Annotated in this window: 13 protein-coding genes; 7 read left to right on the plus strand and 6 right to left on the minus strand. The window is 70.0% G+C overall.

From position 1 onward, the window contains the following. The first annotated feature begins 188 nt into the window (after window positions 1-188). The 3 genes from murA to ACW9TB_RS01440 all read left to right on the plus strand — a co-directional run bounded on the left by murA (window position 189) and on the right by ACW9TB_RS01440 (window position 4,405). Window positions 189-1,457 (plus strand): UDP-N-acetylglucosamine 1-carboxyvinyltransferase, encoded by a 1,269-nt coding sequence (gene murA, locus ACW9TB_RS01430; RefSeq protein WP_472746057.1) that lies wholly within the window; start codon window positions 189-191, stop codon window positions 1,455-1,457. A gap of 225 nt (window positions 1,458-1,682) precedes the next feature. Continuing rightward, window positions 1,683-2,972, plus strand: coding sequence for a GTP cyclohydrolase IIa (locus ACW9TB_RS01435; protein ID WP_344746819.1), 1,290 nt, complete (start codon window positions 1,683-1,685; stop codon window positions 2,970-2,972). A 491-nt stretch (window positions 2,973-3,463) separates the two neighbouring features. Further along, the gene (locus ACW9TB_RS01440) at window positions 3,464-4,405 is read left to right on the plus strand and encodes an EamA family transporter (RefSeq protein ID WP_472746058.1); all 942 of its coding nucleotides are present in this window, start codon (window positions 3,464-3,466) and stop codon (window positions 4,403-4,405) included. Window positions 4,406-4,450: 45 nt separating this feature from the next. Here the strand turns inward: ACW9TB_RS01440 and hisC are convergent, their stop codons facing one another. Continuing rightward, window positions 4,451-5,512 carry a histidinol-phosphate transaminase gene (gene hisC, locus ACW9TB_RS01445; protein ID WP_472746059.1) on the minus strand — a complete coding sequence of 354 codons (1,062 nt, stop codon included), beginning with the start codon at window positions 5,510-5,512 and terminating at the stop codon, window positions 4,451-4,453. A gap of 59 nt (window positions 5,513-5,571) precedes the next feature. Between hisC and ACW9TB_RS01450 the strand changes: the two genes are divergently transcribed. Continuing rightward, the gene (locus ACW9TB_RS01450) at window positions 5,572-6,198 is read left to right on the plus strand and encodes a Uma2 family endonuclease (protein ID WP_472746060.1); all 627 of its coding nucleotides are present in this window, start codon (window positions 5,572-5,574) and stop codon (window positions 6,196-6,198) included. A gap of 85 nt (window positions 6,199-6,283) precedes the next feature. Here ACW9TB_RS01450 and ACW9TB_RS01455 read toward each other — a convergent pair whose 3' ends face one another. From ACW9TB_RS01455 to ACW9TB_RS01475, 5 genes are all read right to left on the minus strand, one after another. After that, window positions 6,284-6,952: an NUDIX hydrolase gene (locus ACW9TB_RS01455; RefSeq protein ID WP_472746061.1), complete on the minus strand. Its 669-nt coding sequence runs from the start codon at window positions 6,950-6,952 to the stop codon at window positions 6,284-6,286. 19 nt (window positions 6,953-6,971) lie between these two features. Beyond that, window positions 6,972-8,822: a DUF4434 domain-containing protein gene (locus tag ACW9TB_RS01460; protein ID WP_472746062.1), complete on the minus strand. Its 1,851-nt coding sequence runs from the start codon at window positions 8,820-8,822 to the stop codon at window positions 6,972-6,974. A gap of 78 nt (window positions 8,823-8,900) precedes the next feature. Continuing rightward, window positions 8,901-9,989 carry a glycosyltransferase gene (locus tag ACW9TB_RS01465; protein ID WP_472746063.1) on the minus strand — a complete coding sequence of 363 codons (1,089 nt, stop codon included), beginning with the start codon at window positions 9,987-9,989 and terminating at the stop codon, window positions 8,901-8,903. A gap of 19 nt (window positions 9,990-10,008) precedes the next feature. Further along, on the minus strand, window positions 10,009-11,274 hold the full coding sequence (locus tag ACW9TB_RS01470) for a nucleotide sugar dehydrogenase (protein ID WP_472746064.1): 1,266 nt from the start codon (window positions 11,272-11,274) through the stop codon (window positions 10,009-10,011). A 129-nt stretch (window positions 11,275-11,403) separates the two neighbouring features. Continuing rightward, window positions 11,404-13,152: a glycosyltransferase family 4 protein gene (locus ACW9TB_RS01475; RefSeq protein ID WP_472746065.1), complete on the minus strand. Its 1,749-nt coding sequence runs from the start codon at window positions 13,150-13,152 to the stop codon at window positions 11,404-11,406. Between ACW9TB_RS01475 and ACW9TB_RS01480 the strand changes: the two genes are divergently transcribed. The 3 genes from ACW9TB_RS01480 to ACW9TB_RS01490 all read left to right on the plus strand — a co-directional run bounded on the left by ACW9TB_RS01480 (window position 13,151) and on the right by ACW9TB_RS01490 (window position 16,889). Continuing rightward, on the plus strand, window positions 13,151-13,549 hold the full coding sequence (locus ACW9TB_RS01480) for a hypothetical protein (protein ID WP_472746066.1): 399 nt from the start codon (window positions 13,151-13,153) through the stop codon (window positions 13,547-13,549). The genes ACW9TB_RS01475 and ACW9TB_RS01480 overlap by 2 nt on opposite strands. 49 nt (window positions 13,550-13,598) lie before the next feature. Then, a complete protein-coding gene (gene wecB, locus ACW9TB_RS01485) occupies window positions 13,599-14,768 on the plus strand; it encodes a non-hydrolyzing UDP-N-acetylglucosamine 2-epimerase (RefSeq protein ID WP_472746067.1) in 1,170 nt (389 codons plus the stop codon). A 63-nt stretch (window positions 14,769-14,831) separates the two neighbouring features. After that, window positions 14,832-16,889 (plus strand): glycosyltransferase family protein, encoded by a 2,058-nt coding sequence (locus ACW9TB_RS01490; protein ID WP_472746068.1) that lies wholly within the window; start codon window positions 14,832-14,834, stop codon window positions 16,887-16,889. Window positions 16,890-16,940 lie beyond the last annotated feature (51 nt).

Genomic DNA, 16,940 nt, shown 5'->3' on the forward strand with positions numbered 1-16,940 from the left:
CTGGACGGGTCAGGCGGCCGGGCCCGTCACCCGTCGCCGTGAAGGTCGGCGATTACTGGCTTTTCGCGGGGTAGTTCCCCCCTGAAGTGGCCGGTTCAGGGGCATCTAACGGCTACTGTTGGCCGAATAACCTCGGCTGCCGCCCCGCGCCACACGAATCACCCAAAACACTTCAAGGAGCATGTCGCATGGTCCGTTACCGCGTGCGCGGTGGCAACCCACTTCGTGGAACCGCCTTCATCCAGGGTGCCAAGAACGCCGTGCTGCCCATGATCGGCGCGGCACTGCTGGCGTCCAGAGGCCGTACGGTCCTGCGCAACGTTCCCATCATCGAGGACGTCCGCCGCGCGGTCGAGCTGGCCCAGACGGTCGGCGCCACGGTCGAGCTCCACGAGGCGGAGCGCACGCTGGTGATCGACGCCTCGACGCTCAGCAGCCCGGTCCTGCCCGCCGAGATCGCCCGCCGCTTCCGCGGCTCGGTGCTGTTCGTGCCCGCCCTGCTGCACCGCCTCGGTGAGGCGATCATCGAGGGCGTGGGCGGCTGCAACCTGGGCAGCCGCAACCTCGACTTCCACTACCTGGGCTACAAGCGCCTGGGCGCGCTCGTGGACGAGGGCGACTCGGTCATCCACGTCAAGTCGGCGGGTCTCACCGGCGCCACCCTGTACCTGGACACCCCCTCGCACACCGGCACCGAGAATCTGATCATGGCCGCCGCCCTCGGCCGCGGCACCACCGTGATCGAGAACGCGGCGCTGGAGCCCGAGGTCCTCGACGTGATCGAGATGCTGACCCGGATGGGCGCGAAGATCAGCGGCGGCGGCACGGGGTTCATCACCGTGGAGGGCGTGGAGGAGCTCCAGGCCGTCGAGCACACCGTGATGCCGGACCGCCTCGACGCGGGCGTGTTCGCCATGGCCGCCGCCGTCACCGGCGGCGAGGTCAACCTGGTCGGCGCCGACCTGGACCACCTCGGCGTGGTCCGCTACAAGCTGGAGCAGATGGGGGTGGAGTTCGCCGACCACGGCGCGGTGCTCCACGTGCGCAGGGACCGCCCGCTGCGCCCGATCAACGTGATCACCGACACCTATCCGGGCTTCGCCACGGACCTGCAGTCGCCGATCATGACGGTCGCGTGTCTCGCCGACGGTGCCAGTTACATTCATGAACGCATCTTCGACGGGCGTTTCGCTCTGGCCTCAGAACTGAACAAGATGGGCGCCGATATTGAAGTGAAAGAGAACAGTGCCGTCGTTCGCGGCGCTACTCCGCTCACCGGAACAGAGGTGACCGCTCACGATCTGCGCTCGGGAATCGCGCTCGTCCTCGCGGGCCTGGCCGCCGAGGGGGAGACCGTGATCGGATCGGGATATCTCATCGACCGGGGGCACTCTTATCTGGCCGAGCGTATGCAGGCCCTCGGGGCCGACGTGCGGCGAGAGATTTCAGCTTCATAATCAGCGGGTTTGAGACGCTCAAAAACCGCTCTGACCTGTGTAAACGGTGCTAGTCATGGCTTTAACCCGGAAGTGGCTTCCGGAATTGGCCGCAAATCGGGCGTGACATTACGGCCCTCGCGAGCGATCGTTCCAAAAGAGAGCCGAAAACAAACGGACGGCATGATGGGACGAACATTGGTCGAGCGGGCCGAAGAAGCGCCACGAGTGTCACGCCCGGGTGCCATGACACCGGACCTCACTATCGGTGTGGTGGGCCCCCATGACCTCGTCGAACGGGTGATGTTGATGGGGCATGCGGCCGCCCCGTTACCCTGCCGCCTGGTGGCGGCGGCATACCGCGACGAGCAGGAGGCCGCCGACAAGGTCACCCGCCTGGGAGCCGGGGTGGACGCGTGCCTGTTCGCCAGCCCGGTCCCCTACGATCTGGCACGGCGATCGGGGGTGCTGACGATGCCCGCGACGTATGTCCAGCTCGGCGGCGCCGCGCTGATCGCCGCGCTGGCGAGGGCCGCGCTGGACGAACGGATAGACCCGCGCAGGGTCAGCATCGACGTCCTGGGCAGAGCAGAGGTCGAGGAGGCGTACAACGATCTGAGCCTTCCCTCAGGGGATGTGCAGAGCCGCGACGAACCGGGCGCCACCGGTACGATCGCGGCCTTCCATGAACGCCTCGCCCGCCAGGGCAGCACGAGCGGGGCGCTCACCTGCCTGCCCGCGGTCGCCGACCGCCTTCAGACGGCGGGGGTGCCGGTGGTCAGGATCCGCCCCACCTCCGCCGCGGTGCGTACGGCGCTGCACACGGCTGCCCTGCTGGGCGCGCACCACAGGCTGGAGGAGTCACAGCTCACCGTGGTGCTGGTGGAGGTGCCCACGCTGCGCGAGCCGGTTCGCCGGGCCGCGCCACGCTACTGGCGCGACGAGCTCCGGCTGTCCCTGCACCGGTTGCTGGTGCAGGAGGCGAACCGGATCAACGCGTCGGTCACCGCGGTCGACGACCACAGCTACATGGTCACCGCGACCCGCGGTTCGGTCGCCGCGGCCACCGAGGGCTTCCGGGTCCTGCCGTTCGCCGCGCGGGTCCGCGACGAGCTGGGCCTGGCGGTCGAGGTGGGCGTCGGCATGGGCCGTACGACCCACGACGCCGAGTCGCACGCCAGGGCCGCGCTGGCGCGCACCCAGGCGGGCAAGCAGGCCCAGGGCTTCGCGGTCGACCGTGAGGGCAGGGCGCTGATTCCGGCCCCCAGGATGCCCCCTCAGGGCGCCGGACCGCTGAAGCCGAAGGGTGTGGAGGTCCTGGCCCGGCTGGCCGCCAAACTGGAAGGTGGGGACACGGTGGTGGACGCGGAGGGCGCGGGCAAGATGCTCGGCGTCACCCCGCGTACGGCACGGCGGTTGCTGCGCACGCTGGTAGACGAGGGACTCGCGTGGCCGCTTCCGCCGAACCGGACACCGCAGCCGGGACGTCCCCGGCAGCTGTACCGGCTGATCGTGGAGAAGCTCGGCACCCGCTGAGCCCTCCGGCGCCTTCCAGCCCGACCTGGAGGCTTCCGCCGCACCCGGGCGGCGGAACCTCCCAGGTCACGGCACGCCGACTCCGGCGTGGCGTGACCTGCCGGGGCGCGGCCCGCCCGTCGCGGGCGTGTTCACCGCGCCCTGTTCACCACGGCTCGTTCGGGTGGGCGTGTTCACCGTGGTTTGTTCATTCCGGCCTGTTTATTTTGCCCTGTTCACGGCATCCTGTTCATTCCGGCCCGGTCATTACGGCCCGGTGCCGCCGTCACCGCCGTTCCCGGTGTCGCTTCCGGCCTCCCTTTCGGTCCCGCTTTCGGTTCCGCTTTCGATCCCGTGAGGATCCCGTGAGGGTTTCCGGGCCGCGTATCCCCCGCGACGCGATCGGCCGGGCGAGGTGTCGCGGTACCCCCGGGTCGCTCTCCGCCATGCCGCGTCTCACGGTCCGAAACCCACGAGCAAAATGTCGGTTTCAACCGCTATTGTCATGAGCTATGCGTCAAGACAGTGCTGACAGCCGCAAGGCGCTCCTCATCTGGGGAGCGCTGGCGATCGTGTACGTGGTGTGGGGTTCCACGTACCTGGCGATCATGATCACGATCGAGACGATCCCGCCGCTGCTCAGCGGGGCTGTCCGCTTCGTCACGGCCGCGCTCGTCCTGGGGGTCGCGGTGCGCTTGCTGAAGGGCCGGGACGCCTTCCGGATGACCTGGAGGCAGGCGGGCGGGGCCGCCCTGGTCGGCCTGCTGCTGCTGAACGGCGGCAACGGCATGGTCGCCGTGGCCGAGCAGCACATCTCCAGCGGCCTGGCGGCGCTGCTGGTCGCCTCGACCCCGCTCTGGCTGGTCATCTTCAGGATCGCGTTCAGGGACCGGCCCCGGGCGCTGACGCTCGTGGGGGTGCTCATCGGGTTCGGCGGCGTGGCGGTGCTGTCGCTGAGCGGCGGGAGCAACGTGGCCGACGGCTCCGGAATCGTGATCATCCTGCTGGCGTCGCTGTCGTGGGCGGCCGGTTCGTTCCTGGCGTCCCGCATCCCGATGCCCGCGAACCCCTTCACCGCGAGCGCCGTCGAGATGGCGGCGGGCGGCGTCGGGCTCGCCCTGACCGCCGCCGTGATGGGCGAGCGCCTCGACGTCGCCGCCGTCTCCGCCCGCTCGTGGACCGCGCTGGCCTACCTGATCCTGATCGGGTCGCTGGTCGCCTTCACCGCGTACGTGTGGCTGCTCGGCAACGCCCCGATCTCGCTGATCTCCACCTACGCCTACGTCAACCCGGTCGTGGCGGTCGTGCTGGGTGCCCTCGTGCTGAGCGAGCCCGTCACCGGCGCGATGATCGCGGCCGGTGTGGTGATCGTCGTCGGCGTGGCCCTGGTGGTCTCCACGGAACGGCGCAGGAAGCCGGAACCCGTACCGGAGCCGGAACCCGCGCCCGTGTGAGCCGCGCGCCCGCCGTGGGAGGGGCGCGCGGCGGGGCCGTCCGGGTCAGGCGCTCCTGAAGGCCGCGGCGGCGGCCAGGAAGGTGTCGTTGGCCTCGGGGTCGCCGACGGAGACGCGGGCGCCCTCTCCGGCGAAGGGCCGCACCGCGACGCCCTCGCTCGCGCACGACCCGGCGAATTCGAGCGTGCGCTCGCCCAGCCGCAGCCAGACGAAGTTGGCCTCGCTCACCGGCACCTCCCAGCCCTGGGCGATCAGCGCCTCGCGGACCCGGTCGCGCTCCTTGACCACCGCGTCGACCCGCTCCATCAGCTCGTCCTCGGCGGCCAGCGAGGCGATCGCGGCGGCCTGGGCGAGGTGGTTGACCGCGAACGGCACGATCGTCTTGCGGACGGCGGACGCCACCGGCTCGGCGGCGATCAGGTAGCCCACCCGGAGCCCGGCCAGGCCGTACGCCTTGGAGAAGGTGCGCAGCACGGCCACGTTCGGCCGGTCGCCGTAGACGGTGAGCCCGTCGGTGACCCCGGCGTCCCTGACGTACTCGCGGTAGGCCTCGTCGAGCACGACGAGCACGTTCTCCGGCACCCGGTCGAGGAAGGCCTCCAGCTCGGCCGCGTGGACGACCGTGCCGGTGGGGTTGTTCGGGTTGCAGACGAAGATCATCCGAGTGTGCGGGGTGATCACGTCGGCCATGGCCTCCAGGTGGTGCGTCTCGCCCAGGAGCGGGACCCGCACCGAGGTCGCCCCGGCCAGGTCGGCCAGGAGGGGGTACGCCTCGAAGGACCGCCACGCGTAGATCACCTCGGCACCCGGCTCGCTCACGGTCTCGAAGAGCTGCTGGGCCACCGTCACCGAGCCCGCGCCGAGCGCGATGTGCTCGGCCGGGACGCCGTACCGCTCGGCGATCGCCCCGGTCAGCTCCGTGGCCGCCGGGTCGGGATAGCGGTGCATCTGGGTCGCGGCCCTGGCGACCGCCTCGACGACCGAGGGCAGCGGCTCGTAGGGGGATTCGTTCGAGGAGAGCTTGTAGGACCGGCCGTCGGCGGACACCACGGCCTTGCCCGCCCGATAGGCGGGCATCGTGTCCAGGATCGCGCGGAAACGAGGCATGGTCTTACTTTATGAGCAGCGGGCGGGTAGGGCATCCTGTAACACTGGAGGTGAGAGGCATGCCCGACCGGGAGGACGACATGAGCATCGCACCGCTGGCCGACGTCGAGCCCATTCCTGACTGGGCAATTCCCCCTATAGAGGGCTTCACCGCCGATGACCTCGATCGGCTTCCGGGGATCCCCCCTCACACGGAATTGATCGATGGCACTCTCGTGTTCGTGAGCCCCCAGACCCGTTTTCACGCTCTCGTGCTGTTCCTCCTGCAGAAAGAGCTTCATCAGACGGCGCCCGCCCATCTCCGGGTGGAGCGGGAGATGACGGTAAAGCTGGGGCGACGTCAGCGACCGGAGCCCGACCTGGTGCTCCTCCACGCACACGCGCCCACCGACCTGACGCGGACCTTCTACGAGGCGGCGGACGTGCTGCTCGCCGTCGAAGTCGTCTCCGAGGAATCCGAGGAACGCGATCGCAACCGCAAGCCCCAGATGTACGCCGAGGCGGGAATCCCCCACTTCTGGCGTGTCGAGAACATCGAGGGCCGCCCCAGCGTCCACGTCTACGAACTGAACCCGGTGACAAGGGCGTACGCGCTCACCGGCGTCCATCAGAATCGGCTGAAGCTCAGTCTCCCCTATGACATCGACATCGATCTGACGGACATCGTCAACCCTCGCGGTCGATAGCCGACGCGGAAACCCGCGCCGGTGGAGGCCCTGATCGACGACCTCTGATCGGCGGTCCCCGCGGCTCACGACAACGGGGACACTGCTACTCCTTGAGGGAGCGGAGCATCGGGGGGTGCAGCGCCACGGCGGGGCCCCGGCGGTAGAGCTTGGCGGGGCGCCCGCCGTCGCGGGTGGTGGTGCCGCCGGTGGGCACCAGGAAGCCCTCGGCCTTGGTGACCTTGCGGTGGAAGTTTCGCGGGTCGAGGGCGCGGCCCCAGACGATCTCGTACACCCGGCGCAGCTCGGCGACGGTGAACTCCGGCGGGCAGAAGGCCGCGCCCAGCGGGGTGTACTCCAGCTTGGCGCGGGCCCGTTCGATCCCGTCGACCATGATGCGCCGGTGGTCGAAGGCCATCTCGCACAGCAGCGCGGAGACCGGCTGCCAGCTCATGTGCACCTCGGTGGAGGTCGGCAGGTGCGGGGCGAGCCCGAGGTAGGCCACGCTCAGCACGCGCTGGCGCGGGTCGCGGTCGGGGTAGCCGTAGGTCTGGAGCTGCTCCAGGTGCACGGGGGCGCCCGGGAGGCCCGCCCGTTCCGCGAGGACACGGGCCGCGGCGGCGGGCAGGTCCTCGTCGAGCTGGATGAAACCGCCTGACAGGGCCCAGCGTCCCTCGTACGGCGGATTGTCGCGCCGCCAGACGAGCGCGCTCAGCACCTGACGGCGCACCGTGAGGACGACGAGGTCCACGCTGACGGGAATGCGCGGCACCATGGCAGGCACGTTACACCGGTCAGACCCGCACGCGGACGTGCAGCGTCTCGGTGGCGGCACGTCCGTCGGCCGCCGCGACCGAGACCTGGACCCAGGCGTCCTTGGGCACCTTGGTCCAGTCGAACGGGATCCACGCCGTCCCCATCCGCACCGGCAGGTCCGGGGGCGGTTCGGTCAGGTTCACCCCGGCCACGTCGACGACGCGGGGCTCCTCCTGGCCCTCCCAGGTGATCGTCACCTTGGAGCCCATCGGGATGTTGTAGCCGCGGATCTCCATGCCGTCCTGGATGTCGCGCTGCATGCGGATCGCGTCGGCCGCGATGGGCCGGTTGTAGTCGCGGGCGATCTCCTCGGCGAGGGACGGGGTGCCGCAGGTGTAGAAGTCGCTCCACATGTAGGAGACGATCTTGGAGACGTAGCGCCCGACCTGCGCCACGGCCGTGTCGAGCCGTTCCTTGTCGGTGCGCCCCCGGTCGGAGCCCGCGGCGCACCGCTCCTCCCCGGCCGGTTCGAAGGCCTCGACGTTGGCCCAGAGCTGCACGTTGAAGCCCTGCTCGACCATCCTGGTCCTGGCGAGGGACATCTCGCGGTAGTAGTCGCGGGTCGAGCCGTGGTACGCGTCGCCGTTGGTCTTCTCCTCGACGACCGGGCGCAGCCGTTCGTCGACCTCGTCCTCGCGCTGGTCGGGCCAGAACAGCCCGACCTTGCCCGTACCCCGGCTGTCCTGCGGGGCGATGATCCCGACGCCGGTCCTGGCGAGGGCCTCGAAGCCCTTGGCGACCTGCTTGGGGGTGGCGCTGAACGGCCGCTGCTTGCGGGCGTCGAGGTAGGGGCTGACGAGGACGGGCCTGCCGGGCATCTCCTGCTCGACGATCTCGTGCTGCGAGGCGTAGACCCTGAGCGTCGGGTGGTCGGAGTCGGAGTCGCCGAGATACTTCATCTCGCGCATCTGCAGCTCGAACGGCTGGTAGAAACCGCCCAGCGAGGCCCGGTCCTGGAAACGCGCGCCGTAGTCCTGCATGATCCGCCGGGTGAGCGTGGTGAGCGTGTCCGTGCCCTGCTTGGCGGCCCGGGTCTTCTGCGCCGGGTCGCGGGGGGCGAGCGGCAGCGCGGGATAGACCTTCACCCCGAACCGGTCGCCGAGGTCGAGCAGCTCGGTGAGGCTGTCCTCGTGCGCGGCCGCGACCAGGATCACGTGGTAGCCGCGCCCCCTGGCCCGGATGTTCGAGCAGCTCGGGTCGTCGGTGCCGTCGTCGGGGGCGACGATCCGGTAGAAGACGGTCTTCTCCGTGACGATCTTCCGCTCGAACTCGGGGCAGCGGAACAGGTCGGGGCCGAACGCCTCGTCGGTCCGGTAGACGAACGTCCAGCTCACCCGGTTGCCGGAGTTGGCGGCCTTGAGGTCGTTCTCCGCCGCGAGCGCGCACGGGACCCCGTCCTCCTCGCACGGCTCGTAGCGGGCGTCGACGTTCCCCTCGCCGTCGAGGACCCGGCCGTCGTCGTCGAGGCGGCGGGCCTGCAGGCCCCAGCCGATCCGGATCACCGTGTCGCCGCCCACCTCGTGGATGGCGCCGAACTGCCGCCGCCAGGTGCAGTGGTCGGCGGTCGGGATGAGCCAGTAGCCGGTGATCGCGTACGGCCAGCGCATCGTCGTGTCGAACGTTCCACACGGGTCGGTGAACTCGGCCACCTCCGGCACCGGCACCGAGGGGGTGGCGGAGGCCGAGGTCGAGGAGGCCGAGGAGGAGGGCGACGCGGTGAGCGACGAGCCTCCCGCCGTCGGGGAGCCGTTCCCGGCGGGCGTGGTCACCACGAACGCCGCCACACCCGCGAGGATCGCCACGCCCAGGAAAGCGATGAGCCAGCGCACGTTCAGGACACTACCGTTCTTGTGATCAGGCAGACATAAGGAGCCGGGCGGACACCGCGAGCCTCCCCGTACCGGAGATCAGCTCTTGACGCCCGCCCACGCCTCCAGCTGGGCGACGAAACGGCGGGCCGAGTTGGGCCAGTGGTGGTTCGCACGAGCCGCCGCATACCCTCGGGCGCCCCGGGCATACCGCTCCCTGGCGTCGTCCCGCAGGAAGAGCACGGCCTGGGCCACGGCCTTGGGATCCTGCCAGGGCACGACCATGCCGCTGTCGTAGCGCTCGACCAGCTCCACCGCGCGGGGCGAGGGAGTGGTGATCACCGGGATGCCGTGCGCCATGTACTCCACGATCTTCGTGGGCATGGAGTGCCGGTAGTTGGGCTCGTCGTGCAGCAGGGAGAGCCCGGCCAGCGCGCCGTCGAGCCGCTTGAGCGCCTCGTCGTTCGGCATGAAGTCGCGCCACTCCAGCACGCCCTCCGCCACCGCCTCGTTCAGCGTCGGCCGCGACTGCGGGTCGGCGTAACCGATCAGCTCGACCGCCACCCGGTACGGCTGGAGCAGCCGGGCCACCTCGATGGCCTCGCGCACCCCGCGCGCCCCCGACAGCCAGCCGAGGTAGACGACGCGGTCGTCACCCGGCGGGGTCACCTCGTCGGGCACCCAGGTCTCGTTGGGCACCACCAGGTGGGCCTGGCGGAACCTTCCCGCGTACGCGGTCTCGGCCAGCAGCAGGTGCAGGTGCCGCTCGGCCGTGCCTTCGAGCAGGCGGGCCAGGAACCGCACCGGCGGGCGCAGGATCGCGGGCAGCCAGGGCTTCAGCGACAGCGTCGCCGGGGTGTCCTCGTGGACGTCCCAGACCACCGGGGGCCGCTTGCGCACCCCCACCACCGCGAGCAGCAGCTCAGGGTCGTGGATGACCACGAGGTCAACCTGCCCGCGCATGCGCTTGAACACCTTGCGCGCGGCGCGCACGGCCGAGAACCGCTTGCGCTCCGCGGCGCGGGGGAGGTCGACGCCGTTGACCCAGGAGCGGGCCATCACGCCCCGCGCCGTGTACGGGGCCGCGTACGTGACCTCATGACCGGCATCCACGAGCGCGCGGATCTGCCGGTGCAGGATCCGGGCGTCCTCGGGGTGATGCACCACCGTCATGACGAGCACGTGCACTGCGCGCAGCCCTCCGTCGCTAGAGCCGCTCGACGCGTTCACCCTCGGCGAGCACGCCTCGGGTGTCGAGCACGAGCTTGCCTTGGTCCTCGACAACCGACAGGTCGAAGGCGGCGTGCTGCTGGAGCAACAGCGTCACGTCGGCTTCGGCCACCGCCTTGGCGAGGTCTTCCTCACGCGGCACGTCGACGTCGTCGACCCGCCACTCCTTGACGTACGGGTCGGCGAAGACGAGCTCCGCCCCCAGCTCCAGCAGCGCCCGCGCGACCGGCAGGGCCGGTGTCTCGCGCTCGTCGGCGATGTCGGGCTTGTACGTGACACCGAGCAGCAGCACCTTGGAGCCGTTGACGGGCTTCCGCTGCCGGTTGAGCAGGCGCTGCACGCGGGCCACCACGTACGACGGCATCCGCTCGTTGATCTCCTGGGCCAGCTCGACGAAGCGGAACGGGTAGCCCAGCTTGCGCACCGTGTACGAGAGGTAGGACGGGTCGACGGGGATGCAGTGCCCGCCGACGCCGGGCCCGGGGAGGAACTTCTGGAACCCGAACGGCTTGGTGGCCGCGGCCTCGATCGACTCCCAGAGGTCGACACCCAGCTCGTCGCAGAAGATCGCCATCTCGTTGACGAGGGCGATGTTGACGTGGCGGTAGGTGTTCTCCAGGAGCTTGGCCATCTCGGCCTCGCGGGTGCCGCTGACCGGCACGACCTGCTCGATGAACTGGGCGTAGAACCCGACCGCGCGGTCCTTGCAGGCCGGGGTGTAACCGCCGACGACCTTCGGGGTGTTGCGCAGGCCGTACTTGGGGTTGCCCGGGTCGATGCGCTCGGGCGAGAAGGCGAGGTGGAAGTCGGTGCCCGCGGTGAGGCCCGAGCCCGTCTCCAGGATGGGGCGGGCGACCTCGTCGGTGGTGCCGGGCCAGGTGGTGGACTCCAGGACCACCAGCGTGCCGGGGCGCAGGTTGCGGGCGACGGTGCCGGTGGCACCCTCGACCGCCGACAGGTCGGGGCGGTGGTCCTCGTCCAGCGGGGTCGGCACGCAGATGACGACGGTCCGGCTGTCCGCCAGGACGGACTCGTCCAGCGTGGCGGTGAAGCCGCCCGCCAGCATGTGCTCAAGGTCGGCGTCGGTGAGGTCGTCGATGTAGGACGTGCCCGCGTTGAGGGACTCGACCTTCGCGGAGTCGACCTCGAAGCCGACGACCCGCAGACCAGCCGCCGTGGCCTCCTTGGCCAGGGGCATGCCGACGTAGCCCAGACCGATGATGGCCAGGTCGTAGGCAGTCACTGGATGACCTTGGAACGCCGGAAACAACACTTCATGGTCGCAAAGGCTATCTCAAGTCCGAACGAGCTACGCCTAATGCGATTGAACGCATCGCAAACGACTGGGATCCCCGTTACCAACACGAGACCATCAACCGGCAATCGATCGGTAAATATCACGGTAAGTCTCCGCGATGCGGCTCCACGTACGCTTCGCCGCCACTTCGGCCCGTCCCGCCTCACCCATCTCGGCCCTTCGCCCCGGATCGTCACGTAGCCCCGCGATCGCCTTGGCCAGCGCCTCCGGGTCTCCCGCGGGCACCAGAAGCCCGGCTCCCTCGGAGCCCACGAGCTCGGAGAGGGCCGGAAGGTCGCTCAGCACGACCGGCTTGCCGAGGGCCATCGCCTCGACGGGTTTCAATGGCGTAACAAGTCGGCATACACGCAGGTCCTCGCGGGGACAGACGAAGATGTCGATGGCCGCCTGCGCTTGAAGGGCCTCGTCGGGACCGACCCGTCCCGGCAGGATCGCGATGTCGCCCAGGCCCAGTTCCTCGACCTGTTCGAGCAGCGCCGCCCGCTCCACGCCGTCGCCGACGAGCAGCACCCTGACCGGCGCGCCCTCGTCCCGCAGGAGCGCGGCCGCGTTGATCATGGTGGCGAAGCCCTCGTAGGCCACGATGCTCGACACCGAGCCCATCACGATCTCGCCGGGCTCGATGCCGTACGCGGCGCGGAAGGCCGCGCCGTCGTACTCGGCGCTGAGCAGCGCGTCGTCCACCGCGTTCGGCGCGAGATAGATTCGCTCCCTCGGCACCCCGCGTTCGACGATCTCGGCGGCCATCGTCTCCGCGAGGGTGACCACGGCGTCGGCGGAGCGCATGATGAACGCTTCGCGGTCGCGCTGGAGCACGTGCCGCTGGCTGCCGATGCGCTTGGGGTCGCGGGAGGCCCAGGTCTCCTCCAGGAAGCCCCGCACCTCGTAGACCATCGGCGTGCCGGTGCGTTCGCGCACCGCCAGCGCCACCGACCCGTTGCGGTGGTCGGTCGCGGCGTGCAGCACCTGCGGGCGCAGGGTCCTGACCAGCTCGGTCACCTCTCCGGCGCCGCGGATCATCCGCCCCTGCGTCTCGAAGGGCACCTCACCGCTCGGGATCAGCCGGTGGTAGGGGATCCCGTCGATCTCCTCGTACGGCGTCGCGTCGGCGTGCCCCTGCATCATCGGCCAGCCCCAGCTGGTCACGACGTGCGGGTCGAGCCCGGCGGCCTTCTGCGAGGTGACGATGCGGTGCGTGCGGACGGTGTACCCGGCCTGCGTGTACGGCAGCGCGTTGGTCACGCAGTGCAGCACCCGGCCCTGGAACCGCTCGCCCACGATCACCTTGGCCTTGGGCGGGATCGGGTTCGGCTGGATCGCGGCCAGTTCCCCGGCGTAGTAGGCGGCCCGCCGCTTGATGAAGGGATAGCGCGTGTGGGCCTGCAGCACCGCGGCGGCCTCGCTCATCCGGCCGGAGTCGAAGTGCTCCTTCGCCTCGCTCCACGGGCCCTTCACCAGGCGCATGCCGAGCTTGCGTACGACGATCTTGGCGCGGCGCGCGACGGGCCAGGCGAACCGGCCCACGACGGGGCGGACACTCGGCGGGAGCGTCTCGGCCGCCGCCTGCGCCACGCGTACCGGGTCGGACTTCACCTTGGTCGCCACGACCCGGGAGACGATCACCGGGTGCTGGACGAACCCCTTGATGAGCCCGCGCAGTCCGGCCCTGGCCGACTTCGCCGACACCGGTTTCGCGGGGGAACCCGGGGAGCCCGGGGGCGCCGGGGTGACCGGGGACGCCGGGAGCGTCGCGGGGACCTTCTCCTCGTCCTCGTCCGAGGGCCTCGCCGTGACGGTGGGCATGTCGGAGACCGGGGGCACGTCGGAGCCCGGGACCGCGTCCGGGGTCTCGGCGGGCGTCCCGGCCGGAGTCTCAGCCGATGTCTCGGCGGACGTCGCGGCCGTAGTTTCGGCGGACGTCTCAGCCGATGTCTCGGCGAGCGTCGCGACCGGGGTCTCGGCGGGCGTTTCCGTCGATGTCTCGATGGACGTCTCAGCCGGGGGCTCGGCGGATGTCCCAGCCGGAGTTTCGGCGGGCGTCGCGGCCGGGGTTTCGGCGGGAGTCTCGACGGCCGGAAGCGTCACCGAAGGAGGGGGTGTCGCTGGAACCGAGGATGTCGCCGGACCCGGGGGTTTCGCCGGAACCTTCGCTGGAACCGAGGGGGAGTCTGGCCTGTTGGCATCGGATACCACGCCGTGACCGTACCATAGGCAACGTTTGCCCCACTGCCGCATGAAAGGCGAGGTCAATGAGGGACTTTGCCCGTCCGGGCGCTGCTCAGGGCCCCGATAATCCCCTCGTCCTGCACGTGCTCGGCGCGCGCCCCAACTTCGTGAAGGGCGCCCCTGTGGTGCGCGCCCTCACCGAGCTCGGGGTACGGCAGGGCATCATCCACACCGGTCAGCACTACGACGCGCTCATGTCGGACGTGTTCTTCGCCGACCTCGGTCTCCCCGAGCCGATCGCCAACCTCGGCGTCGGTTCCGGCTCGCACGCACGCCAGACGGCGGCCCTGCTCGTCGGCCTGGAGGACGTGGTGCTTGAGCACCGTCCCACCCTGGTCGTCGTCTACGGCGACGTGAACTCGACGCTGGCCGCGATCCTCGTCTGCGCCAAGCTCAACGTGCCGACCGCGCACGTCGAGGCGGGCCTGCGCTCCTTCGACCGGGAGATGCCCGAGGAGGTCAACCGGATCGTCACCGACAGCCTGTCCGACATCCTCTTCGCCACCTCGCCGGACGCGCTCTCCCACCTGGCCGCCGAGGGCGTCGACCCGGCCCGGGTGCACCTCGTCGGCAACCCGATGATCGACAGCCTGTTCTCCGCGCTGGACCACCTCGACCCCGCCCCGGTCCGCTCCCGGCTCGGCCTTCCCGAGCGGTACGGGGTGGCCACCCTGCACCGTCCCGGCAACGTCGACGACCCGGCCTCCGCCAAGGAGCTGGTCGACGCCGTGCTGTCGGTGAGCGAGCGCCTCCCGATCGTGGTGCCGCTGCACCCGCGCGGCCGGACCCGTCTGGCGGAGGCGGGACTGGTGAACGGCGAGAACCTCCTCATCGTCGACCCGCTGGGCTACGTGGACTTCCTGTCGCTGGTGCGGGGCGCGACGCTGGTCGTCACCGACTCCGGCGGCGTGCAGGAGGAGACGACCATGCTGGGCGTCCCCTGCCTCACGGTGCGGCCCAACACCGAGCGGCCGATCACCATCACGCACGGCACCAACCGGCTCGTCACCCCCGCGCAGCTGGCCGCCGCCGCCGACCGCGCGCTGGCGGAGGGCGCGGCGACGCCGTCGGGCGAGCTGCCCCCGCTCTGGGACGGCAAGGCCGGTCCGCGGATCGCCCGGGTGATCGAGAGCTGGCTGCGCGGCGGCAACCTCTCACCGGCCGGTCAATCCGTACCGCCCAAATCCCTTTAAAACGGCTATTTCGGTACGGCTTTGGTCGTACGCTGGCACGACCCCTGACAAAGGCGATTCCCCATGAGCGATGAGACCCCAGAAGAGCCGAAGTTCCAGCGTCTCGGGCCGATCAACTGGCTGCCCGAGGAGCGCAAGGTCGTCGAGCGCCTTGAGGAACGCGTCCACGATCTGGAGCGGCGACTCGCCATCGCCGAGGCGCGGGCCGACTACGCGCAGTGGAAGCTGGAGTCGACCAAGGTGCAGCGCCCCTACCGGGTGGCCGAGGCACTGACGGGGGCCAAGGGGCCGGGGGTCACCGCGCTGCCGGGCAGGCTGCGTTCGGCGATGCGGGCCCGCAAGGGGCCCAAGCCGCCCCGCCCGGTGTCCGAGGTGGTCGAGGAGCTCGACAGGCAGGGGCCCGTGGTCGACGTACCGCAGGTCAAGTGGCCCGCCGGTCCGATCGTCCGCCCCGGCATGAAGGTCGCGGTCATCCTGGACGACTTCTCCCGGATGGCGTTCAAGTACGAGTGGGACCAGATCGAGTTCGGGCTCCGCGACTGGCCGCAGATCTTCGCCGAACGCCGTCCGGAACTGCTGTTCGTGGAGTCGGCCTGGCACGGCAACCAGGGCCGCTGGCGCTACCAGATGACCGGTACGAAGGCTCCCAAGCCCGAGCTGCTCGCCCTGATCGACTGGTGCCGCGCCGAGGGGATCCCCACGGTCTTCTGGAACAAGGAGGACCCGCCGAACTTCGACTTCTTCATCGACACGGCCAAGCTGTTCGACTACGTCTTCACCTGCGACGGAGACATGGTCCCCCGCTACCGCGAGGTGCTGGGCCACGACCGGGTCGACGTCCTGCAGTTCGCCGCGCAGCCCCGGGTGCACAACCCCATCCAGGAGAAGCGCGGGCGCGTGAACGACGTGGTCTTCGCGGGCATGTACTTCAGGGACAAGCACCCCGAACGCCGCGAGCAGATGGAAACCGTCATCGCCCCGATCCGCGAGCTCGGGCTGCACATCTTCGCCCGCAACGGCACCGTGGACCCGAAGTACGCCTGGCCGAAGGAATACGTCCCGCACATCGTGGGCGAACTCCCCTACGACCGGATGCTGGCCGCGTACAAGATGTACAAGGTCTTCCTGAACGTGAACTCGGTGCTCGACTCGCCGACCATGTGCGCCCGCCGCGTCTTCGAGCTGTCGGCCTGCTCGACGTCGATGGTCTCCGGCTGGTCCCGGGCCATCGAGGAGACCTTCGGGTCGCTGATCCCGATCGCCCGCGACGAGCTTGAGTCGTACAACCAGGTCCTGCACCTGATCAACAGCCCCGAGCTGCGCGCCCGCCAGGGGCACCTGGCCATGCGCGAGGTCTTCGACAAGCACCTGTTCTCGCACCGGGTGGACCAGATCCTGGGGATCCTCGGCAAGCCGGTGCAGCAGCGGACCCGGTCGATCTCGGTGGTCCTGCCCACCAACCGCGCCGCCCAGATCGAGCACGCGATCTCCTCGGTCGCCCGGCAGATCCACCGGCCCGTCCAGCTCGTCATGGTCCTGCACGGCCTCGACATCGACCCCGTCGTGGTCGCCGACAAGGCCCGGATGGCCGGGATCACCGACGTGGTGGTCCTGCCCGCCGACGAGTCGCTGTCGCTGGGCGCCTGCCTCAACATGGGCATCGCCGCCGCCGAGGGCGAGCTGATCGCCAAGATGGACGACGACAACCTGTACGGCGAGCACTACCTGTCGGACCTGGCCCGCTCCTTCGACTACTCCGACGCCGAACTGGTCGGCAAGGGTGCCCACTACGCCTACTTCGAGGGCAGCAACACCACCATGCTGCGCCTGCCCGGCCTGGAGCACCGCTACGCCTTCCTGGTCCAGGGCGGCACCTTCCTCGGCAAGGCCGACATGTTCCGTCACTACGGCTTCGAGGACGTCACGCGCGGCGAGGACACCCGGCTGGTCCGCCGCCTCAAGGAGGACCGCGTCAAGATCTACTCCGCCGACCGCTTCAACTTCGTCTACTGGCGCAGCGGCGACAAGACCATGCACACCTGGCAGGCCGACGACATCAAGCTCACCCGCAACGCCCAGTTCTCCTTCGCCGGACACCCCGAGTCACACGTCATGATCTGACCTTCGTCTTGGCTTGTGGTGGGACGGTTCCGGGCCGCGGGCCGGAACCGG

This window comes from Streptosporangium sp. H13245, assembly GCF_055690525.1.